Here is a 20847-nt window from a genome sequence, read left to right as displayed (position 1 = left end):
TCGTTCATGCCGAGCCTCCCGTGTGCGGATCCTGGTCGTGCGCGGCAGGGCCCATCGGGTCGGCGGGGCCTGCCTGGTGGGGGATGCGGGCGGTGTCCGCCGGTGCCGCCGCGTCCGGGTCGTCCGGCGCGGCGTAGGCGGCCTCCGCGGCCTCCGCACGCTCCTTGACGACCTCCTCGACGGCCTCCAGCACGCCCCGGTAGCCGGAGCAGCGGCAGAGGTTGCCGCACAGCGCCTTGCGGGTCTCCAGCTCGCTGGGGGCGTGGTTGCCCTCCAGCAGGTCGTGCACGGTCATCGCCATGCCCGGTACGCAGAAGCCGCACTGCACGGCACCGGACGCGGCGAGCGCCCGCTGCACGTCGGACGGCACGCCGTTCTGTGCGAGCCCCTCGACCGTACGGACCTCGCTGCCCGCCGCCGTCGCCGCGGGCACCAGGCAGGAGGCCACCAGCCGGCCGTCCACCTGGACGGAGCAGGCACCGCACTCGCCCTGCGAGCAGCCGTCCTTGGCGCCGGCCAGGCCGAGGCGCTCGCGCAGCACGTACAGCAGCGACTCGCCGATCCAGGCGTCGGTGACGGGCCGGTCGATGCCGTTGACGCGCAGCACGTAGGAGGCGGCGGGGTGTTCGTCGTGGGAGTCGGGTGCCGCGGCGGGGGCGGGCGCCTCGTCGGCTGCCGGGTCCGGCGCGCCGCCGTCGGGGGCGGTGGGCGCGTCGGAGGGCGCGTCGGGGGCCGTGCCCCGGTCGGCGTCCTCGACGTCGCCGGGCGCACCGGTGGCGGCCGTCGTGCCGTCGTCCTCGGCGGGCGCGTCGGTCCCGGCGGGGTCGGAGTCCGGGGCGTGGCCGGCCTGCTGCTCGTGCGCCGGGTCCGCGGCGGGCTCGAAGGCGTCCGGGTGCGTGCCGGCCGTCTCCGGGGCGCCGGGCGCGGCCGGGCCGCCGTCGGCGGGCGACGCGAACTCGTCGGGTGCCTGGGGCCGTTCCTCGTCGGCCACCGGGGCCGTCCAGCTGCCCGCGCCGGCGGGTGCGGGCACCTCGACCGCCCCGTCGTGCGCCGGCTGCGCCGTGGTGCCCGCCGGCGGCCACTGGGCCAGCGCGTCGGCCGGCAGCGACCAGTGCCCGGTCGCGGCGGTGTCCGGGGTGCCGGCGCCCGTCCCGTACGGACTCGCGACGTCGTGGCCGTCGGTGTCGTGGTGCGCGTGCTGCTCGTGGGTGCCGTGGTGCGCGTGCTGCTCGTGGCGGTCGTGAGGCGCGTGGGTGTCGTGCGGGCCGGGGTCGTGCGCGCCGCCGTGGTGCGGGGCGTTCTCCGGCGCGTAGGAGCCGTCGGCGGGGCCGCCGTACGGGTCCTGTCCGGCGCCGCCCCGCGGGACGTCCTCGGCGGGCGGCTGCGCGCCGCCCGTGGCGCTGAGCCCGGTGGTGAAGTTCCAGTGCCCGGTGCGGGCGGCCCCCGCGGTGTCCGCGGCGCCGCCGGCGGTGTCGTACGCGCCGGCGCCCGGGTAGCCGCCCTGGTAGGCGGCGGCGTCGTGGCCCGGGTGGCCCTGGTGGCCGGGCTGCCCGGCGTGGCCCGTACGGCCCGTCAGGCGTTCGTCGCCGACCAGGTACTCGCCGGACTCCTCCAGCCCGTCGTCGGCCGCGGCCGGGACCGACCAGCTTCCGGTGCCGGCCGCCTCGGGGCTGCCCGCCACCGGCCAGTCCACCGGGTCGCCGCCCCACGGCCGGGACCCCTCGGGCGCGCCGCTCCGGTAGTCGGCGTGCGGGTCGTGGTGAGCCGGCGACCCGGCGTGCGCCGGGTAGCCGGCGGACGGGTCGGCGTAGCCGCCCGCGGGGTCGGCGAACGGCATCGTCCACTGGCCGGTCGCCGCCGGGTCGCTGTCCGCGCCGGCGGCCGGCGCGGGGGCGTGCGGGGTGAAGGAGGCCGGCGGGGTGTAGCCGTGGCCGGGCGCGGCGAGCGGGTCGGCGCCCGGGGTCCAGCCGGGGTTGCGGCCGCCGTAGACACCGGTGGTGAAGCCCTCCGGCAGCTGGACGAAGGCCGTTGCCTCCGACTCGTATTCGCCGCCCTGCGGCAGCGGCTGCCAGCCCTGCTCGGGGTGCGGGGCGTGCGGATGGCGGTTGTCGGCGTCACTCATGACAGCGCCCTCCCCAGTGCGCGGCGGGCCAGGGCTGCCACCGTACGGCGCAGGTGCAGCGCGGCCGGCGGCAGGGCCGCCGGTTCGGAGCCGTCCTCCGGCGGAGCCGGGTCCGGGATGCAGGCGGCGGCGACGTAGTCGCCGAAGGCCGTCAGCGCCTCGGGGACCAGGCCGCGTTCGCCGTCCCAGTCGATGAGCGAGGCCACCCACTGCTCGGCCTCCAGGGGGCGCAGCGGCATGGCGGCGACCGCGCCGACCGCGCAGCGCACCCCGCGCCTGGCCGGGTCCAGGACCAGCGCGACCGAGGCGGTGGCGCGGCCGGGGCCGGTGCGGCCGGTGGCCTTGAGGAAGGTCTGCGGGGCGTGCAGCAGCGGCACCCGTACGAAACCGACGAGTTCGCCGGGGTGCAGCATCTCGCGGCCGGCCAGCAGGTGGCTGACCGGGATCTCCCGGCGGCCGCCCCCGGGACCGGCGATGATCACCGTGGCCTCCAGGGCGGCGAGCACCGGCAGGGTGTCGCCCGTGGCGGCGGAGGTGACGATGTTGCCGCCCAGGGTGCCGGCGTTGCGGATCTGCGGTGGGCCGGCCGCGCGGGCGGCGGCGGCCAGACCGGGGATCAGGGCGGCGAAGTCGGGGCGTCCCATCCGGGCGAGGGTCAGGCCGGCGCCGAGCAGCGCATGGCCGTCCAGGTACTGCCAGCCGCGGATCTCGCTGATCCGGCCGAGGCCCACCAGGGCCGCGGGTCTGAGGAGTCCGGCGTTGACCGCCGCCATGAGATCGGTGCCGCCCGCGACGGGCACGGCGGCGGGCATGGCGGTGAGCGCCGCCACCGCCTCGTCGAGCGAGGCCGGCAACGTCACCGTGTGCGACGCGTGCGGTGCGTGCGTGGTCAAGCCAGCTGCCCCTTCCCCGGTGTCCCGGCAGTTCCGCTCCGCCGTACGGTACGTGCTCACGGCCCGGACGTGGCAACTCTGGCACATCTTCCCGGGCCCTCGGCGCGAGGGTCCACGAAGCGGCGTTCCGTCCCCGAACAGGCTGCTGGTCCGGTTTCGTCCGCCACAGGCCGTGAGTTCACCCGCCACGGGCCGTGAGGGAGCACGGTGGCGGCCGGCCGCCGCGGGCGCGCCCCGTCGGTTCGGCGGTGCCCCGCGGGGCGGTACGGCGGGGCGGGGGAACCGCCGTACCGCACCACCGTCCCAGGGTCCGGCCGGACGGGCTCCCTCCTTGCGCGGGGGCTCACACGTTTGGGGGCGCCCCGTCGATCGGGCGTCCGAGCACGCCGGGGCGTTTCTGCCAGGGGCGGGGGCCGCCGGGTGGCCGGTAGTCGACCCCGAGGGCGTCCAGCCGGGCGTAGTGGACGGCCATCCGCCGGGTGAAGTCCTGGTAGTCGCGGTCCGGCGGGGCGGGCAGCCGCGACCAGGCGACCTCGGCGAACGCGGCCAGCCGCGGGAAGACCTGGTAGTCCAGGCGCGCCTGAGTGTCCATGACCTCGGTCCAGGCGTTGGCCTGCGTGCCCAGGACGTGTGCGGCCTGCTCGGCCGTCAGTTCCGGCGGGACCGGCTCGAAGCGGTAGACGTCCTCCAGGGTCCGTACGAAGCCGATGGGCACCGGTTCGTCCGGGGACGGGTCCTGACGGTGGTCCAGGTAGACCTGTTGTTCGGGGCACATGACCACGTCGTGGCCGGATTTCGCGGCCGCGATCCCGCCGGCGTAGCCCCGCCAGGACGAGACGGCGGCGCCCTCGGCCAGGCCGCCTTCGAGAATCTCGTCCCAGCCGATCAGGCGCCGGCCGCGGTCGGTGAGCCAGCGGTCGAAGTGCCGGATGAACCAGCTCTGCAGCTCGTCCTCGCCGGCCAGCGACAGTTCGGCGATCCGGGCCTGCGCGGTGGCGGACGCCCGCCACTGGTCCTTGGGGCACTCGTCGCCGCCGATGTGCACGAACGGCGAGGGGAACAGGTCGAGGACCTCCTCCAGGACGTGCTCGTAGAACCGCAGGGTGTTGTCGGTGGGTGCCAGTACGTTGGGGTTGACGCCCCAGGTGTCCCAGACCTGCAGGGAGGTGGTGTCGAGGACGTCGGTGTTGCCGAGTTCGGGGTAGGCGGCGATGGCGGCCTGCGAGTGTCCGGGGAGGTCGATCTCGGGGACGACGGTGATGTGCCGTCGGGCGGCGTAGGCGACGATCTCGCGGAGGTCGTCCTGGGTGTAGTAGCCGCCGTGCGGCCGCTCGTCCCACAGGGGGGAGGCGCGGTGGCCGAGTTTGGTGCGCGCGCGCCAGGCGCCGGTGCGGGTCAGCTCCGGGTAGCGCCGGATCTCCACGCGCCAGCCCTGGTCGTCGGTGAGGTGGAGGTGCAGGACGTTGAGCTTGTGTGCGGCGAGCAGGTCGAGGCAGCGCAGCACGCCGTCCTTGGGCAGGAAGTGCCGTGCGACGTCGAGCAGCATGCCGCGCCAGGCGAAGCGGGGGCCGTCCTCGACGGTCTGGGCCGGCAGGGCGACGGGGCTCCCCGGGGCGAGCGGGGCGCGGCGGAAGGCGTGCGGGCCGAGGAGCTGACGCAGGGTCTGCGCCCCCCAGAAGACACCGGCCGGGCCGCCGCCGGTGAGGCGTACGCCCCAACGGGGCACCGCCTCCAGGCGGTAGCCCTCGGCCGGGAGGGCCGGGTCCAGGGCGAGGACGAGGGTGTCGGTGGCGTCGGCGGGGCCGGGCGGCAGCGGCAGGCCGAAGGCCGCGCCGAGGGTGGCGCGCAGCCACTGCGCGGTGTCCTCGGTGCCGGGTGCGGCGGCCAGCGCGGTGCCGTGGCCGAGGTGGACCGCGCAGCGGTGCGGCCCGTCGACGCTCAGCGGTGCCGGGATCAGGCCGGCGCCCGCTCCCGGGTGGGTGTCTGTGTCCGGCATGCCGTCAGTCCTTCGGCGCGCCGCCCGGGCACGGGACCGGTCGGCGCTGTGCGGGTGCGGAGGGGATCAGCGCGGGGGTGGTCGTCGCGGTCGATGCTGCCACGATCCCGCCCCGGCCGTTTCCCGTTCACCCGAAGAGGGGTGGCACGAGGGGCGGGCCGGCGCGGGAGGCGGCGCAATCCCCGGGGCGGCGGGGGCGGTTGTGCGCCGCGGCGGGCGGCCGGTCCGGTCCGCGGCGCCGGGTGCGCGGGAACGCCGACGGGCCCGGGCCACGAGGGCCCGGGCCCGTACCCACGGCGGGGCACCGCCACCGCACGACGCCGGTCACGACGTCCCGCGGCTCCTGCTGTTCTGCTGTGGGCGCGCGGCCCGCGGCGCTACTTCTTGCCGCCGTCCTTGCCGCCCTTGTCCTTGTCGCCACCGGCGCCCATGGACTCGAAGATCTCCTTGCACATCGGGCAGACCGGGTACTTCTTGGGGTCACGGCCCGGGACCCAGACCTTGCCGCAGAGCGCCACGACGGGGGTACCGTCGAGCGCGCTCGCCATGATCTTGTCCTTCTGGACGTAGTGGGCGAAGCGCTCGTGGTCGCCGTCGCCGTGCGACACCTGAGGTGTCGGCTCTACGAGGGTCCCCGTGCCTGCCCCGCGCTCGGGCTCAAGAGTGCTCATAACTGCCAAGGGTACTCACGCCCGCGGCAAGCCGGGAGCGTCGGCCCGCCGCCAGGTGGACGGCGAGGCCGGCCGCCGCCACCGCGGCGACCGCCCACGGCAGCGCGGCCGGCGCCAGCCCCGCCCCGAGCGCCAGCCCGCCGAGCGCGGAGCCGACCGCACGGCCCAGGTAGAGCGCCGAGTTGTTCAGCGCGAGGGCGACCGTGCCGCGCGGGCCGGCCAGTTCCAGCAGCCGGTGCTGCTGGGGCACCTGCAGCGCCCAGCCCGCCGCGCCCCACGCCACCGGCGCCGCCACCGCGCCGGGCAGCGCCACAGCGGCCAGCCAGGGCAGCAGCGCCTGCGCGGCGACGACCACCACCAGCACGCCGCCGACCAGCACCCGGGCCCGCCCTCCCCGGTCCACCAGCGGGCATGTGCGCCTCAGGAACGCCCCGGCCGTGCCCGTCCACCTGGCGCTGCCCGTGCGCGACGCCCATCCGCTCGCCGAGCGCTTCCTGGCCCTCGCGGCGCGGCCGTCGTAGGCGGCGCTACGAGGCGACCGCCGCCCCGTCCCGCTCGCCGGCCGTCAGGCCCAGCTTCCCGGCGAAGGCCAGCGCGGCCTCCGGCCGGACGTCGTACCAGGAGTCCTTGTCGCAGACCGCGTCCAGCAGCGCGGCGACGTCCGCCGCACCGACCGTGCGGGCTTCCGCCGCGGCGAGGAAGGCCCGCACGCCGGCCGCCGCGTCGACCTCGGTCTCGGTGAGCGCCACGAGGTCGTCGACGATCCGCCGGACCGCGTCCTCGCCGGGGGCGGCCCAGCTCAGCGCCATCGCCAGGCCGTCGTCCGGCAGCTTCTCGGGATACGGCGCACGCGCCCAGGCGCCGTCCTGCCACCAGTAGACGAACCCGAGGAGATTGCCCTGGGCGTCGTGGTGCAACCGGTCCCGGGGCAGCCACTCGGGGCCGCCGGCCAGGAAGTCGATCTGCCGGTCACCGTCGTGGGTGTAGCTGCCGTCCGAGTCCTGGCCGCACAGCAGCGCCCGGCCGCCCTCGAGGAGTTTCAGCCGCCACCAGTAGCTGCCGCCGCCGTTCCAGCACTCCAGCCCCTGCTCGCCCCAGGAGAACTCGTCGCCGTCGTCCATCGCGGCGGCGACCACCGCGAGCGTCGCGGCGCGGGCCCACACCCGCTCCGGACGGTCCAGATCCCCGGGCACACTCGGCCTGTGCATGGCACTCTCCCCCGCTGTCCGGCACGGTCCCGCCCCACGCGGCCGCGCACCGTCCCCTGTCATCTCGCACCATAACGACGGGGACTGACAATCCCCCATGACGAAGCCGTCACAATAATCCAGCGGTCAACGAAATCCGGGCGGGCGTGCGAACGGCGTCCGGCCGCGCGGCCCGGGCCGTCCGCGGCCTCAGTTCAGCGAGGGGTCGTCCGGGTACGTCGCCACCATCGCCAGTTCGTTGCGCTGCCGCCGCAGCACCGCCCGCCACAGCTGCTCCGGGTCGGGCGAGGAGACGTCACCGGGCTCGGACTCGACGACGTACCAGGCGCCCTCGACCAGCTCGTCCTCCAGCTGGCCCGGTCCCCAGCCCGCGTAGCCGGCGAAGATCCGCAGACTGCCGAGCACCGCGGCGAGCAGCTCCGGCGGGGCCTCCAGGTCGACGAGACCGATCGCGCCGTGCACCCTGCGCCAGCCCAGCGGCTCGTCGCCGGCCGCGACGTCGGCGCGGTCCGCGGCGGCCACGCCGGTCGCCTCCGCACCGTCCTCGTCGGGCCGGGCGCCGCCGTCCACGGCCGGGACGCCGCCGTCGCCGGACGGCCCGCCGGGCACCACGGCCACCCCGAGCGCCGAGTCCAGCGAGACCGGACCGCCCTGGAAGACCACCCCCGGCTCACCGGCCAGCGCGGCCCAGGGCGCGAGGATGTCCGCGACGCCGACCGGCGTGGGGCGGTTGAGGACCACGCCGAGGGAGCCCTCCTCGTCGTGGTCGAGGAGCAGCACCACCGCGCGGTCGAAATTGGGATCGGCGAGCGCGGGCGTCGCGACGAGCAGCCGGCCTGTGAGCGAGGACACCTCGGTCATGGCCACATGATCCCGCACTTCTGCCCCGAACGGGGAGTCAACGCCCGCATCCCCCCGAGAGCAGGGCAGGGCGTACGGCGGCAGCCCCGGGCGCACGGGCCCCGGGGTGTCAACCCGGACGCGACACCGAACCGCGCATTCGAGACATTCAGCGACCTTTACCCCAAAGGGCGATTACAGATCAAAGGCGGATCGTAGCCGAGGGTGTTGTGACAAAGCCATTACATGCCCAGAGCCTGCACGGGCCTACGGACACCCCCTCGGCCGCCCTTACCATTTTGGCTTGGCCCCTGCCCGTCTCCAGGAACGCGAGATCCATGACCGTCTCTACTGACGACGTACTGCTTGTCCACGGCGGCACCCCGCTGGAGGGCGAGATCCGGGTTCGCGGTGCGAAGAACCTTGTGCCCAAGGCCATGGTCGCCGCCCTGCTCGGCAGCGGCCCCAGCCGGCTGCGCAATGTGCCCGACATCCGCGACGTACGCGTGGTGCGCGGGCTGCTCCAGCTGCACGGGGTCACGGTCCGGCCCGGCGACGAGGCCGGCGAGCTGATCCTCGACCCCTCGCACGTCGAGAGCGCCAACGTCGCGGACATCGACGCGCACGCCGGCTCCTCCCGGATCCCGATCCTGTTCTGCGGCCCGCTGCTGCACCGCCTCGGCCACGCCTTCATCCCCGGTCTGGGCGGCTGCGACATCGGCGGCCGGCCGGTGGACTTCCACTTCGACGTGCTGCGCCAGTTCGGCGCGAAGATCGAGAAGCGCGCCGACGGGCAGTACCTGGAGGCCCCGCACCGGCTGCGCGGCACCAAGATCCGGCTGCCGTACCCGTCGGTCGGCTCGACCGAGCAGGTCCTGCTGACGGCCGTGCTGGCCGAGGGCGTGACCGAGCTGTCGAACGCCGCGGTGGAGCCGGAGATCGAGGACCTGATCTGCGTCCTGCAGAAAATGGGCGCGATCATCTCGATGGACACCGACCGGACGATCCGGATCACCGGTGTCGACAAGCTCGACGGCTACACCCACCGGGCGCTCCCGGACCGGCTGGAGGCCGCCTCCTGGGCGTCGGCGGCGCTGGCCACCGAGGGCAACATCTTCGTCCGCGGGGCGCACCAGCGCTCGATGATGACCTTCCTGAACACCTTCCGGAGGGTCGGCGGCGCCTTCGAGATCGGCGACGAGGGCATCCGCTTCTGGCACCCGGGCGGCTCGCTCAACGCGATCGCCCTGGAGACCGACGTGCACCCCGGCTTCCAGACCGACTGGCAGCAGCCGCTGGTGGTCGCGCTGACCCAGGCGTCGGGCCTGTCGATCGTGCACGAGACGGTCTACGAGTCCCGGCTCGGCTTCACCTCCGCGCTCAACCAGATGGGCGCGCACATCCAGCTCTACCGCGAGTGCCTGGGCGGCTCCGCCTGCCGCTTCGGCCAGCGCAACTTCCTGCACTCCGCGGTCGTCTCCGGCCCCACCAAGCTGCAGGGCGCCGACCTGGTCATCCCCGACCTGCGCGGCGGCTTCTCGTACCTGATCGCGGCGCTGGCCGCGCAGGGCACCTCGCGGGTGCACGGCATCGACCTGATCAACCGCGGCTACGAGAACTTCATGGCGAAGCTCGTCGAGCTGGGCGCCCAGGTGGAGCTGCCCAACGGGGAGCTGCGCAACTGACGCCGGCCGGCTGAGCGGCGCACGACGAGGGGCGGCCACCCGGGTTCCGGGTGGCCGCCCCTCGTCGTGCGGGCGGGTGCCGCGGCCGGCGGCCCCACGACGGCGCTGCGGCGGCCCTCAGCGGGCCGCCGGGCGGCGCCGGCCACCCGGTGGCCCCCCGCGCCGTCCCCGGCCCGCAGGCGGGCAGGAGGGCGGCGGCACGGCGGCACGGGAAAGGCGGCCGCCCCTGGAGGGGGCGGCCGCCTTTCTCACGCCGTACGGAGGGTCTTACTTGCCCTTGGCGGCTTCCTTGAGCTTGGAGCCCGCGGAGACCTTCACGCTGTAGCCGGCCGGGATCTGGATCGGGTCACCGGTCTGCGGGTTGCGCGCGGTACGAGCGGCACGGTGGGTGCGCTCGAAGGTCAGGAAGCCGGGGATGGTGACCTTCTCGTCGCCCTTGGCGACGACCTCGCCGATCACCTCGGCGAGGGCGGCCAGAACGGCGTCGGCGTCCTTGCGGGTCACCTCGGCGCGATCGGCCAGAGCGGCCACCAGCTCACTGCGGTTCATGTTTGTACTCCCGTGTTCTTCTTGCCAATGAGGCGTGAGATCGAAGCCGATGCTGCCAGGGTCCTCGGACAGTCCCCGGACCCGGGTCTGGTGCCAGACCCTCTCGCCCGATTACGCATCCTGCCCCTACCTGCGGCGGTAAAGCCAATCCGGCACCCAGGAGGGTCACACGAAAAGCGCCACTGCCTCGTCAGTGGTGACGCTCCGTGCCAATCCCGCTCCGGGCCGGCCCCACAGGGCGGCGGTCGCTTACTGTCCGCCACCCTATGGGCGCACCAACGACGGCGTGTCCCGCGACGCGCCGTTCTCAGACCGTCGTGGCCGCCGTCACAGCGGGCTCGCTGCCCTTGGCCGCTTCCCGGACCGCACCGGCCACCGCGCCCGCGACCTTCTCGTTGAAGACGCTGGGGATGATGTAGTTCGGGTTGACCTCGTCCTCCAGGACGACGTCCGCCAGGGCGCCGGCCGCAGCCAGCATCATGTCGGTGTTCACGGTACGGGAGTGGGCGTCCAGGAGGCCGCGGAAGACACCGGGGAACACCAGGACGTTGTTGATCTGGTTCGGGAAGTCGGAGCGGCCGGTGGCCACGACGGCGGCGGTCTGCCGGGCGATCGCCGGGTCGACCTCCGGGTCGGGGTTGGCGAGTGCGAACACGATCGCGCCGTCGGCCATCCGCGCGACGTCGTCGCCGTCCAGGACGTTGGGCGCGGAGACGCCGATGAAGACGTCCGCGCCGACCACGGCCTCCTTGAGGGTGCCGGTGACGCCCTCGGGGTTGGTGTTGTCGGCGATCCAGCGCAGCGCGGAGTCCGGGTCGGCGTCGACCAGGTCGGTGCGGCCGGCGTGCACAACGCCGTGGATGTCGGCGACGACGGCGTGCCGGACACCGGCGGCGAGCAGCAGTTTGAGGATCGCGGTGCCGGCCGCGCCGGCGCCGGACATCACGACCCGGACGTCCTCGATCTTCTTGCCGACGACGCGCAGCGCGTTGGTGAGCGCGGCGAGCACCACGATGGCGGTGCCGTGCTGGTCGTCGTGGAAGACCGGGATGTCCAGGGCCTCGCGCAGCCGCGCCTCGATCTCGAAGCAGCGGGGCGCGGAGATGTCCTCCAGGTTGATGCCGGCGAAGCCGGGGGCGATGGCCTTGACGATCTCGACGATCGCGTCGGAGTCCTGGGTGTCCAGGCAGATCGGCCAGGCGTCGATGCCGGCGAAGCGCTTGAAGAGGGCCGCCTTGCCCTCCATGACGGGCAGCGCGGCCTTGGGGCCGATGTTGCCCAGGCCCAGCACGGCGGAGCCGTCGGTGACCACCGCGACGCTGTTGCGCTTGATGGTCAGGCGGCGGGCGTCCTCGGGGTTGTCGGCGATGGCCTGGCAGACCCGGGCGACGCCGGGGGTGTAGACCATGGACAGGTCGTCACGGTTGCGGATGGGGTGCTTCGACGACATCTCGATCTTGCCGCCGAGGTGCATGAGGAACGTACGGTCGGAGACCTTGCCGAGGGCGACGCCCTCGATGCCGCGCAGCTGCTCGACGATCTCGTCGGCGTGGGCCGTGGACGTCGCCGCGATGGTGACGTCGATGCGGAGCTTCTCGTGTCCGGACGCAGTGACGTCGAGGCCGGTCACCGAGCCTCCGTGGGACTCGACGGCCGTGGTGAGCTGGGACACCGCGGTTCCGCTCGCGGGCACCTCCAGCCGGACCGTCATCGAGTAGGAGACGCTGGGCGCCGTTGCCATGGCCGACTTCCTCTGCTTTCACCGTGTAGCTGGATTGCCGTCCGATCGTCGCACCTACCGCGCAGTACGCGGTAGCCGCCTCGCATTGCGAACGTTTTGTTCGCCCGCGACGACATCTTCGGAAAACGAATTCCACCATACGAGAATGATCGCGCACAGAAAAGAGGTCCACGCCACCGGAGTGGCGTGGACCTCTCTGCGTCAACGGCACCGACCCGCCATGCTCGCCTCGCGGCAAGTGGTCGCTCGTAGCGACGATGGTTGGGCCCGGGGGCTTGGATCGAGCCGGTGCCGTCACCCAGGCTAACAAACCATCCCCGGAAGCGAATCCCGTCCCGCGGCGCCGATTTCCACAACCCCCCGGACGGCCGTCGGCCACCGGCGGACAGCCGGCGGCCGGACGGGGAACGCCTCAGTCCCGCAGCAGGTCGGGCACCGCCGCGGCGTCCGGCTCGTCGCGCGCGGTGGAGAGCACCGTCAGCTGCTGGGTGGCGCGGGTCAGCGCCACGTAGAGCACCCGCAGGCCGGCCGGCGACTCGTCGGCGATCTCGGCGGGCGAGACCACCAGCGTGGCGTCGTACTCCAGGCCCTTGGCCTCCAGGGAGCCCAGGGCCACCACCCGGTCGCCCAGCGGGGCCAGCCAGCGGCGGGCCTGCTCGCGGCGGTTCATCGCCACCACGACGCCGACCGTGCCGTCCACCTCGTCCAGCAGCCGCCCGGCCGCCGCGACGGTGGCCCGCTCCAGCTCCTTGTCGCCCGTCGGGCCCGCGCCGTCCCCGGCGAGCGCGAAGCGCGGCCGCAGGCCCGTCGAGCGGACCGCCTTCGGCGACTGCATGCCGGGCATCGCCAGCGCGAGCACCTTGCCGGCGAGTTCGGCGATCTCCGCGGGGTTGCGGTAGTTCACGGTCAGCGTGAAGCGGCGGCGCGGGCGGGTGCCGAGCGCCTCGTCCCGGGCGAGGGCGGCCTCGTCGGGGTCCGACCACGAGGACTGCGCCGGGTCGCCGACGACGGTCCAGGTCGCCTGCCGGCCGCGGCGGCCGACCATCCGCCACTGCATCGGCGTCAGGTCCTGCGCCTCGTCGACGATGACGTGGGCGTAGTCGGTGCGCTCCTCCTCCAGGCGTTCGCGCCGGCCGCGGCCGCCGCCGTTGCGGTCCGCCCAGGTCGTCAGCTCCTCCAGGCCGGTGAGATGGTCCAGCGGGTCGGCCTCGCGCGGACGGGCCGGGCGCATCGGGGCGCCCACGATCTGCTGGAGTTCGTCCAGCAGCGCGATGTCGTGCACCGACAGCGGGCCCTGCCCGGCGGCGTCCAACCGCCCCAGGGAGCGGGCCAGTTGGCGCACCTCGCGAGGGTTGAGGACGCGGCGTGCCCAGCGGCTCAGCAGGCGCTCGTCGGCCATCGCAGCCAGCACGCCGCGCGGGGTCAGCTCGGGCCACCAGGCGTCCAGGAATTCCTGGAGGACGGGCTCGGTGGTGAGGTCCTCGTCGAAGCCCTCACGGGCCTCGGCGGCGAGTTCGGGGTCGGTGTAGCGGCGGCCCGCGCCGGACTTGGCCCACAGGGCGTCCAGGATCAGCCGGCGGGCGCGCGGGCGCAGCAGGTTGACCGGGGCGGTGCCGCCGAGGGCCGACTGGCGGATGGCGTGCAGCTCGTCGGCGTCCAGTTCGAGGCGGGTGCCGAACGCCACCACCCGCAGCCGGGCGGGCGCGGTGGAGGCGGGACGGGCGGATCCGCCCCGGGTCCGGCGGCGGGCGCCGCCCCGGGGAGCCGGCCCGTCGGGCCCCCGGACGAGGTCCTCCAGGGACAGCTGGGTGTCCGGCCCGGCGTCCTCCGCCACGCCGCCCGCGGGCGGTGCCGCCAGCTCCAGAGCGCCGCGGGCCGCCTTGCGCAGCAGCTTCTGCATCCGCGAGGAGCCCTTGATCCGGGCGACCGCGGGCGGGTCGTACGCGGTCGCCTCCGCGCCGTCGACGAGCGAGCCGAGCGCGCGGATGGCGACCTGGCCCTCCTCGCCGAGCGACGGGAGCACGCCCTCGGTGTAGGCGACCAGCAGCGGCGTCGGGGAGACGATCAGGATGCCGCCGGCGTAGCGGCGGCGGTCCTGGTAGAGGAGGTAGGCGGCGCGGTGCAGGGCGACCGCGGTCTTGCCGGTGCCGGGCCCGCCCTCGACCTCGGTGACGGAGGCGGCGGGCGCCCGGATGACCATGTCCTGCTCGGCCTGGATGGAGGCGACGATGTCCCGCATGGTGTGGCTGCGGGCCCGGCCGAGCGCGGCCATCAGCGCGCCGTCGCCGATCGCCGGCAGCTCGCGGCCGTCCAGCGTCGCGGTGACCTCCGGGCGCATCAGGTCGTCCTCGACGCCGAGGACCCGGCGGCCCTTGGAGCGGATCACCCGCCGGCGGACGACCCGGCCGGGGGCGACCGGGGTGGCGCGGTAGAAGGGCGCGGCGGCCGGCGCCCGCCAGTCGATGACCAGCGGGGAGTAGTCCGCGTCGAGGACGCCGAGCCGCCCGATGTGCAGCGTCTCGGCGATCGTCGCGCGGTTGTTCTCGACGGCGCCGTCGGCGGGCTCGACCGAGGTGTACGCGCCGTCCGGGCCCTTCTTGCCGTCCTTGCCGAGGAGCAGGTCGATCCGCCCGAAGAGGAAGTCCTCGTACTCGGAGTTCAGCCGGTGGAGGTGGACTCCGGCCTGGAAGACCTGGGCGTCCCGCTCGGCGAGCGCGCCGGGCGTGCCGACCTGGCCGCGCTTGGCGGCGTCGTCCATCAGGAACTCGGCCTCGTGGATCTTCTCCTCAAGGCGCCGGTAGACGCGGTCGAGATGCGTCTGCTCGGCCTCGATCTCGCGGTCGCGAACGGAATCCGGTGCGTGGTCCGGTGCGTGCGTGGCGTTGTGCGCGGCCACCCAGGCCCCCTTCTGCTGTGCGTAGGGCAGCCGTCAACCGTACGCGAACCGGGCACCGTGCGCACCTGGTGAGAGGGACAAAATCGGGCAGATTTCCGCAGATTCCGTCGGATGTTGCGTCAGATCGTCACTTCGGGCGTCTCAGACCTTCACGGTGGCCAGTCGCCTGCCCTCCAGCGTGCTGATCTCGAAGTGGTCGATGTCGGCGCGGTCGAGGGCCGCGCCGCCCGCCGCGTAGAGGGGCTCGCGGTTCCACTTGGCGGCGCTGCCGGGGATGCCGTAGCCGCCCTTGGGCACGGCCCAGGTGGTGACGGTCTGCCGCCGGCCGTCCTTGCCGACGGCGACCAGGTCGCAGGAGAGCGGTCCCTTGACGTTGGCGAGTTCCAGGACGACCTGGGTGCCCCAGGGGCGCGGCGCCATGGAGACACCGGCGGAGACCTTGGTGACCGGGTCGACGGAGCCGGCCTTCTCGCCCTCGGCGTACTGGGCGCGCACGGCGTTCGCCAGCGGCGGCGCCGCGGCCGGCGGCGCGTCGGCGTCCCCCTTGAGGGAGAGGGCGGCGAGCGGTCCGCCGACGATCAGTACGACGGCCGCGGCGACCAGGAACAGCCGGCGCCGGGCTCGGCCGCGGCGGGTGGCGGCGACCTCGTCGAGGAGTCCGTTCAGCAGCCGCGGGCCGGGAACGGCGGTGAGGGTCTCCGGGGTGGGGGCGGACTCCTTGAACTCGGCGAGTGCGGGCGTGAGCCCCATCAGCTCCTCCAGTTCGGCCGCGCACCGGTCGCAGCCGACCAGGTGCGCCTCGAACCGTTCCGCGTCGGCGGCGTCCAGGACGCCCAGCGCGTAGGCGCCGACGTCGGTGTGCCGGTCCGGCTGCGTGGGCGGGATCACTCCGTCACTCCTCGTTCTTGAAGCGAGAGCTTCAGGGAGCGCAGCGCGTAGAAGACCCGGGACCGCACGGTTCCGGCCGGCACGCGCAGCACCTCCGCTGCCTCGTTGACCGTACGCTCCTTGAAGTACGTCTCGACGAGGGCCTCTCGGTGGGCCTGGCTCAGGTCGCTCAGTGCCTCGGAGATCGTCATCATGCGCAGCGCCCGGTCGATCACGTCCGCGGCGGGCATCGTCTCCAGAGGTGTCGCGTCGACCTCCTGGGGTCTGGCCTTCCGGCTGCGGTGACCGTCGATCACTATCCGCCGGGCGACCGTCACCAGCCACGGGCGGATGGACCCGGTGGCCCGCTGCAGCTGGTCGGCGTTGCGCCAGGCGCGCACCAGCGTCTCCTGCACCACGTCCTCCGCGCGATGCCGGTCGCCCGCCACCAGTCGCAGGACGAAAGCGAGGAGCGGGCCCGCGTGCTCGTCATAGAGGGCTCGCATGAGCTCCTCGTCAGGTGTCGTCCTGTCTGCCACGACGGCATCCTTACGCACTCCAACTCCCGGGTCGATAGCCCGCATCACCCAAGATCGCCGGGGACCTGGCCATGAAATCGGACTTGCGGTGAGGAGTACGGACGGGACGGGCGGGTCACTCAGCCGCCGGCCGGAAAATTTTTCCCGGGCATGACGGAGGCCGGGGCGAGGGGCTCGGGCGGCGGGCCGACGGGCTCGGGCGGCGGGCCGACGGGCTCCGGCGACGGGACGCGGGCCGGTCCGGGAGCGGCGCCGGAGGGGACGGGGCCGCCCGCGGGGCCGGTCGCCCCGCGCACGGTCGAGCGTCTGCGGTGGCGCGCCACCCGCTCCCGATTGCCGCACACCTCGCTGGAGCACCAGCGGCGGCGCCGCCCGCGCGAGCCGTCCAGGTAGACCAGCGAGCAGTGCTCGCCCGCGCACTGCCGCAACTGCCCGCGCGCCACCGGGTCGGTGAGCAGCCCGACCGCGTCCCGGGCGACCGCGGCCAGCAGCCCGGCGCAGTCGGGCGGGGCGCAGAGCGTACGGGCCAGGGTGCCGTCGGCGCCGCGCACCGCCCGCGGGGCGGGCGGCGGGCCGGCCGCGGCCGCGGAGTTGAGCCGGTCCAGGTCGGCGTCGGCCGCCCGGTCCCGCAGCTCGTCGTGCACCACCCGGCACACCAGGTCGCGCAGCGCCCGGAAGCGGACGACCCAGCGGCCGTCGACGGCGTCCAGCGGGACGCCGCGCGGCACCAGCCCCGCGCCGACCAGCCAGGCCGCCAACTGCTCGGGGCCGGTGAGCCGTTCGGCGGGCGCGTCGCCGGCCGTGGCCACCAGGTCCAGGCAGGTCCGGCCGCAGTCGAACCGCAGGTCGCACGCCGCTGCCATGTGCCTGTCACTCCTTAGGAACCAAACGCGTGTGCTCCCAGAGTGCCCGGCGCGCGGCCCGCCCGGAACCCTCCGGAGGCGGCCACTCCGTACGGCGGGCGGCGCGGGCGCCCCGGGGGCCCGCCGCGCCCGGACACCGGGGGTCCCACGGGTAGACACCGCAAGTAGACTCTGTGCGTATACACCTGATGTATAGTCCGCGGCGGGTCGGCCCGCGGCCCGCGCACCGGCCCGCCCCGCACGTCACCGCACGTCTTTGCCCCTCCAGGACGAAGGTCTCCATGTCGCGCAAGTCCCTGCTCACGAACCGCGCCAGCCTGACCCACAAGATCGGCTACGCGGTCCGCAACCCCGCCCGCATCACCCCGTACGTCAAGCGCACCGCCCGCGACACCTGGCTGCGCCTCAAGCACCCCGACCACGTCGCGTACTACCGGGCGGTGATGGCCTCCGACACCGGCCGCAGCCCCGAGGCCGCGGTGGGCAGCCGCAGCCACGAGCGGTGGCTGGCGCTGGGCGAGATGCAGTTCGCCTACCTGGCCGGGCACGGCCTCCGGCCGGAGCACCGGATGCTGGACATCGGCTGCGGCAACCTGCGGGCCGGCTGGCGCTTCATCGCCCACCTCGACACCGGCAACTACTACGGCATCGACATCTCGCCGGACATCCTGATAGCCGCCAAGCGCACCCTGACGACGTACGAACTCCAGGACAAGCTGCCGCACCTGACGATCACGCAGGACCTGAAGCTGGACTTCCTGCCGGCCGGCCACTTCGACGTGGTGCACGCGCACAGCGTCTTCTCGCACTCCCCGCTCGACGTGATCGACGAGTGCCTCGCGCACGTCGGCCGGATCCTGGCCCCCGGCGGCTTCTTCGACTTCACCTTCGACCGCACCGAGGGCACCGAGCACCAGGTGCTGCGCGAGGACTTCTACTACCGGACCGACACCCTGCTGCGGCTGGCCCGCGGGCACGGCCTGGAGGCCCGCTTCATGGACGACTGGGAGACCCGGCCGCACGGCCAGTCCAAGATCCGCGTCAGCAACCCGGCGCGACCCTCCTGACCTGCGTGTCCTCCCCGCTGTACTTGTCGGTGTCCGCGTGCGGGTCCAGCGCCAGCCGGTAGCCGCGCTTGACGACCGTCTGGATCAGCTTGGGCGCGCCCAGCGCCACCCGCAGCCGGGCCATCGCGGTCTCCACCGCGTGTTCGTCGCGGCCCGCGCCCGGCAGCGCGCGCAGCAGCTCGGCGCGGGCGACGACCCAGCCGGGACGGCGGGCCAGCGCCCGCAGCAGCGCCATCCCGGCCGGCGGCACCGGCCGCAGCACGCCGTCCACCACGACGGCGTGCCCGCGGATCTCCAGCCGCCGCCCGGCCACCGGCAACGGCCGTACCCGGCCCGGCAGTTCGCGGCACAGCAACTGCACCAGCGGCCCGAGCCGGAAGCGCTCCGGCTGCAGCGTGGGGACGTCCTCGGCCTCCAGCGGCAGCGCGGTCACCGGCCCCACGCACACCGGCAGCACGTCCGTGCGCAGCGCCGCCAGCAGCGCGTCGCGGATGCCGCGCTCCGCCGCGCGGCGCAGCAGCGAGGCGGCGGCCGGCGCGCTGGTGAACGTCACCGCGTCCAGGCCGCCGGCGAGCGTCGCGTCCAGCAGCCGGTCGACCGGACCGAGGTCCTCCGGCGGCATCCAGCGGTACACGGGGACGCCGACGACCTCCGCGCCGCCGGCCCGCAGCGCCTCGACGAACCCCGGCAGCGGCTCCCCGTGCAGCTGCAGCGCGATCCGGCGCCCGGCGACGCCCTCCTCCAGCAGCCGGTCCAGCACCTCGGCCATCGACTCCGAGGCCGGCGACCACTTCTCGGTCAGCCCGGCGGCCCGGATCGCGCCGCGCACCTTCGGCCCGCGCGCCAGCAGCTCCACCCCGGCCAGCCGGTCCAGCAGCGCCTCGCCCAGCCCCCAGCCCTCGGCGGCCTCCACCCAGCCGCGGAAGCCGATGGCGGTGGTGGCCACGACGACGTCGGGGGCGTCGTCGATCAGCGCCCGGGTCACCGCGAGCAGCTCGGTGTCGTCCGGCAGCGGCACGATGCGCAGCGCGGGGGCGTGCAGCACCTGCCCGCCGCGCCGCTCCAGCAGCGCGCCCAGCTCCTCCGCCCGCCGGGCCGCGGTCACCCCGATGGTGAACCCGTCCAGCGGCCGGACCCCCGGTGCCGTGCCCGGCTCCGTCCGCTCCCGCTCCCCGCGCCCCTGATGCTGCTCGTCCATGGTCGTCCCGCTCCGCCCAGAGTGGTTGTGCCGCGTTCCGCAGCCCGGCCGCCGCGGCTCGGGCGGCACGGAGTGCCAAGGTGCCCAGACTGCCAACGGCAGGTGACAGCCCGGGTCCTCCAGTATTTCCGCACCGTTACGCCGCGCGCCTCACACCTCCGCGTGGACCGCGCGCCGCTCCCCCTCCGCGGCCGCCCCGGCCGCCCCGGCCCGCGCGGCACGCCGCTCCCGCGCGGCGGGACGCAGGTATACGGCCCAGGTCACCGCGGCGCACACGGCGTAGCAGACCAGGAAGGAGACGAAGGCCGGGGTGCCGGAGCCGGCCGTCAGGAACGCCTGCCGGAACGCGAGGTTGATGGCCAGCCCGCCGAGCGCGCCCACCGCGCCGATCAGCCCCATCGCCGCGCCCGACAGCCGCCGCCCGTAGGCCGCGGCCGCCTCGCCCGCCAGGCCGCGGCGCAGCGCCTGGGCCTGGAAGATCCCCGGGATCATCTTGTACGTGGACCCGTTGCCGAGCCCCGACAGCACGAACAGCGCGAAGAAGCCGACGAGGAACACCGGCAGCGAGTGGTCCGCCGACGCGCGGATGACCACGCCGGTGGCCAGGCCCATCGCCGCGAAGGTCCCCAGCGTGATCCGGGCGCCGCCGAAGCGGTCCGCCAGCCGCCCGCCGACCGGCCGGAGCAGCGACCCCAGCAGCGGTCCGACGAAGGTCAGCGACGCGGCCTGGAGCGGGGTGCGGGCGAACTGGTTCTGCAGTACCAGCCCGAAGGCGAAGCTGTAGCCGATGAACGACCCGAAGGTGCCGATGTACAGCAGCGACATCACCCAGGTGTGTGGCTGCCGGGCGGCGTCCAGGGCCGCCCCGGTGTCGTGGGTGACCGGCGCGAGGTTGTCCATGAACAGCGCCGCGAGCACCGCCGCCAGCACGATCAGCGGCACGTACACGGCCAGCACCAGCCGCGGATGGCCGGCGCCCGCCGTCCCGATCACCAGCAGCCCCAGCAGCTGGATGACCGGCACCCCGATGTTGCCGCCGCCCGCGTTCAGCCCCAGGGCGAACCCCTTCTTGCGCAGCGGGAAGAAGGAGTTGATGTTCGTCATCGAGGAGGCGAAGTTCCCGCCGCCGACGCCGGCCACCATCGCGACCAGGATGAACGTGGTGTACGACGTCCCCGGGTGCATCACCACCGCGGCCGCCGCGGTCGGCACCAGCAGCAGCAGCGCGCTGATCACCGTCCAGTTGCGCCCCCCGAACAGCGCCACCGCGAAGGTGTACGGCACCCGCAGCACCCCGCCCACCAGCGTCGGGATCGCCACCAGGAAGAACTTCCCGGCCGGGTCGATCCCGTACTCCGGCCCCATGAACAGCACCATCACCGACCACAGGCTCCAGACGGAGAAGCCGATGTGCTCGGACAGCACGGAGAAGGCCAGGTTCCGCCGGGCGATCCGCTCACCGGTCTCCCGCCAGAACCCCTCGTCCTCCGGCTCCCACCGCTCGATCCACCGCCCCCCTCGCCGCGCACGGCCCTCGGTACGGCTTGCGCCGGGACTGTCGCTACGGGTGCCTGCCGCGGCCTCGGCCGTCATCGCGCCTCCCAAGGAGTCGGGTCGTCTGCCCCGAACATAGGGACCGCGGGTTTCGGCGCGGTGGCGTGAGGTGACCGCCGCGAAACCTCGCGCTCACCAGGCGCACGGGGACCCCGTGA

The 20847-nt window shown here is 74.6% G+C and carries 17 protein-coding genes; 2 read left to right on the top strand and 15 right to left on the bottom strand.

The genetic code is table 11. The features are described from left to right. Positions 1-4: 4 nt before the first annotated feature. From SL103_RS04615 to SL103_RS04585, 7 genes are all read right to left on the bottom strand, one after another. Complete coding sequence (locus tag SL103_RS04615; RefSeq protein ID WP_069567493.1) at positions 5-2122, bottom strand: 2Fe-2S iron-sulfur cluster-binding protein; 2118 nt, start codon at positions 2120-2122, stop codon at positions 5-7. Then, positions 2119-3015 carry an FAD binding domain-containing protein gene (locus tag SL103_RS04610; protein ID WP_033268387.1) on the bottom strand — a complete coding sequence of 299 codons (897 nt, stop codon included), beginning with the start codon at positions 3013-3015 and terminating at the stop codon, positions 2119-2121. Before SL103_RS04610 ends, SL103_RS04615 begins: the two co-directional genes overlap by 4 nt. 343 nt (positions 3016-3358) lie before the next feature. Next, on the bottom strand, positions 3359-5011 hold the full coding sequence (locus SL103_RS04605) for a beta-N-acetylhexosaminidase (protein WP_069567492.1): 1653 nt from the start codon (positions 5009-5011) through the stop codon (positions 3359-3361). Positions 5012-5388: 377 nt separating this feature from the next. Continuing rightward, positions 5389-5682: a DUF3039 domain-containing protein gene (locus SL103_RS04600; RefSeq protein WP_026169910.1), complete on the bottom strand. Its 294-nt coding sequence runs from the start codon at positions 5680-5682 to the stop codon at positions 5389-5391. Continuing rightward, a complete protein-coding gene (locus tag SL103_RS04595) occupies positions 5669-6085 on the bottom strand; it encodes a hypothetical protein (protein WP_244303838.1) in 417 nt (138 codons plus the stop codon). Before SL103_RS04595 ends, SL103_RS04600 begins: the two co-directional genes overlap by 14 nt. Before the next feature lie 124 nt (positions 6086-6209). Further along, entirely contained in the window at positions 6210-6890 is a 681-nt protein-coding gene (locus SL103_RS04590; RefSeq protein ID WP_069567491.1) for a hypothetical protein, read from the bottom strand. 189 nt (positions 6891-7079) lie between these two features. Beyond that, positions 7080-7751 (bottom strand): YqgE/AlgH family protein, encoded by a 672-nt coding sequence (locus tag SL103_RS04585; RefSeq protein ID WP_069567490.1) that lies wholly within the window; start codon positions 7749-7751, stop codon positions 7080-7082. Positions 7752-8068: 317 nt separating this feature from the next. Between SL103_RS04585 and murA the strand changes: the two genes are divergently transcribed. After that, positions 8069-9415, top strand: a complete 1347-nt coding sequence (gene murA, locus SL103_RS04580) for a UDP-N-acetylglucosamine 1-carboxyvinyltransferase (protein WP_069567489.1) — start codon at positions 8069-8071, stop codon at positions 9413-9415. A gap of 267 nt (positions 9416-9682) precedes the next feature. Here the strand turns inward: murA and SL103_RS04575 are convergent, their stop codons facing one another. From SL103_RS04575 to SL103_RS04550, 6 genes are all read right to left on the bottom strand, one after another. Then, on the bottom strand, positions 9683-9964 hold the full coding sequence (locus SL103_RS04575) for an HU family DNA-binding protein (protein ID WP_033268382.1): 282 nt from the start codon (positions 9962-9964) through the stop codon (positions 9683-9685). A 307-nt stretch (positions 9965-10271) separates the two neighbouring features. Beyond that, positions 10272-11705 (bottom strand): NAD-dependent malic enzyme, encoded by a 1434-nt coding sequence (locus tag SL103_RS04570; protein ID WP_069567488.1) that lies wholly within the window; start codon positions 11703-11705, stop codon positions 10272-10274. Positions 11706-12117: 412 nt separating this feature from the next. After that, positions 12118-14601, bottom strand: coding sequence for a HelD family protein (locus SL103_RS04565; RefSeq protein ID WP_069567487.1), 2484 nt, complete (start codon positions 14599-14601; stop codon positions 12118-12120). A 141-nt stretch (positions 14602-14742) separates the two neighbouring features. Next, complete coding sequence (locus SL103_RS04560) at positions 14743-15489, bottom strand: anti-sigma factor family protein (RefSeq protein WP_069567486.1); 747 nt, start codon at positions 15487-15489, stop codon at positions 14743-14745. After that, on the bottom strand, positions 15486-16052 hold the full coding sequence (locus tag SL103_RS04555) for a sigma-70 family RNA polymerase sigma factor (RefSeq protein WP_069567485.1): 567 nt from the start codon (positions 16050-16052) through the stop codon (positions 15486-15488). Before SL103_RS04555 ends, SL103_RS04560 begins: the two co-directional genes overlap by 4 nt. A gap of 74 nt (positions 16053-16126) precedes the next feature. Then, on the bottom strand, positions 16127-16870 hold the full coding sequence (locus tag SL103_RS04550) for a CGNR zinc finger domain-containing protein (protein WP_079145565.1): 744 nt from the start codon (positions 16868-16870) through the stop codon (positions 16127-16129). Between the two features lie 281 nt (positions 16871-17151). Between SL103_RS04550 and SL103_RS04545 the strand changes: the two genes are divergently transcribed. Then, complete coding sequence (locus SL103_RS04545) at positions 17152-17937, top strand: class I SAM-dependent methyltransferase (RefSeq protein ID WP_069567484.1); 786 nt, start codon at positions 17152-17154, stop codon at positions 17935-17937. Here the strand turns inward: SL103_RS04545 and SL103_RS04540 are convergent. Then, positions 17912-19135, bottom strand: a complete 1224-nt coding sequence (locus tag SL103_RS04540; RefSeq protein ID WP_069567483.1) for a uroporphyrinogen-III synthase — start codon at positions 19133-19135, stop codon at positions 17912-17914. The genes SL103_RS04545 and SL103_RS04540 overlap by 26 nt on opposite strands. Before the next feature lie 150 nt (positions 19136-19285). Continuing rightward, complete coding sequence (locus tag SL103_RS04535; RefSeq protein WP_079145564.1) at positions 19286-20728, bottom strand: nitrate/nitrite transporter; 1443 nt, start codon at positions 20726-20728, stop codon at positions 19286-19288. Between the last annotated feature and the right edge of the window lie 119 nt (positions 20729-20847).

The sequence above is a fragment of the Streptomyces lydicus genome, from assembly GCF_001729485.1.
GTDB classification, from domain to species: Bacteria; Actinomycetota; Actinomycetes; order Streptomycetales; family Streptomycetaceae; genus Streptomyces; species Streptomyces lydicus_D.
The sequence above is the reverse complement of the archived record's forward strand: the minus strand, read 5'-3'. Positions and strand labels throughout refer to the sequence as shown.

Excerpts from the sequence above, each read along its gene's own strand:
- SL103_RS04615 (WP_069567493.1), bottom strand. The coding sequence starts at position 2,122 with ATGAGTGACGCCGACAACCGCCATCCGCACGCCCCGCACCCCGAGCAG.
- SL103_RS04605 (WP_069567492.1), bottom strand. The coding sequence starts at position 5,011 with ATGCCGGACACAGACACCCACCCGGGAGCGGGCGCCGGCCTGATCCCG.
- SL103_RS04600 (WP_026169910.1), bottom strand. The coding sequence starts at position 5,682 with ATGAGCACTCTTGAGCCCGAGCGCGGGGCAGGCACGGGGACCCTCGTA.
- SL103_RS04590 (WP_069567491.1), bottom strand. The coding sequence starts at position 6,890 with ATGCACAGGCCGAGTGTGCCCGGGGATCTGGACCGTCCGGAGCGGGTG.
- SL103_RS04585 (WP_069567490.1), bottom strand. The coding sequence starts at position 7,751 with ATGACCGAGGTGTCCTCGCTCACAGGCCGGCTGCTCGTCGCGACGCCC.
- murA (WP_069567489.1), top strand. The coding sequence starts at position 8,069 with ATGACCGTCTCTACTGACGACGTACTGCTTGTCCACGGCGGCACCCCG.
- SL103_RS04575 (WP_033268382.1), bottom strand. The coding sequence starts at position 9,964 with ATGAACCGCAGTGAGCTGGTGGCCGCTCTGGCCGATCGCGCCGAGGTG.
- SL103_RS04570 (WP_069567488.1), bottom strand. The coding sequence starts at position 11,705 with ATGGCAACGGCGCCCAGCGTCTCCTACTCGATGACGGTCCGGCTGGAG.
- SL103_RS04555 (WP_069567485.1), bottom strand. The coding sequence starts at position 16,052 with ATGCGGGCTATCGACCCGGGAGTTGGAGTGCGTAAGGATGCCGTCGTG.
- SL103_RS04550 (WP_079145565.1), bottom strand. The coding sequence starts at position 16,870 with ATGGCAGCGGCGTGCGACCTGCGGTTCGACTGCGGCCGGACCTGCCTG.
- SL103_RS04545 (WP_069567484.1), top strand. The coding sequence starts at position 17,152 with ATGTCGCGCAAGTCCCTGCTCACGAACCGCGCCAGCCTGACCCACAAG.
- SL103_RS04540 (WP_069567483.1), bottom strand. The coding sequence starts at position 19,135 with ATGGACGAGCAGCATCAGGGGCGCGGGGAGCGGGAGCGGACGGAGCCG.
- SL103_RS04535 (WP_079145564.1), bottom strand. The coding sequence starts at position 20,728 with ATGACGGCCGAGGCCGCGGCAGGCACCCGTAGCGACAGTCCCGGCGCA.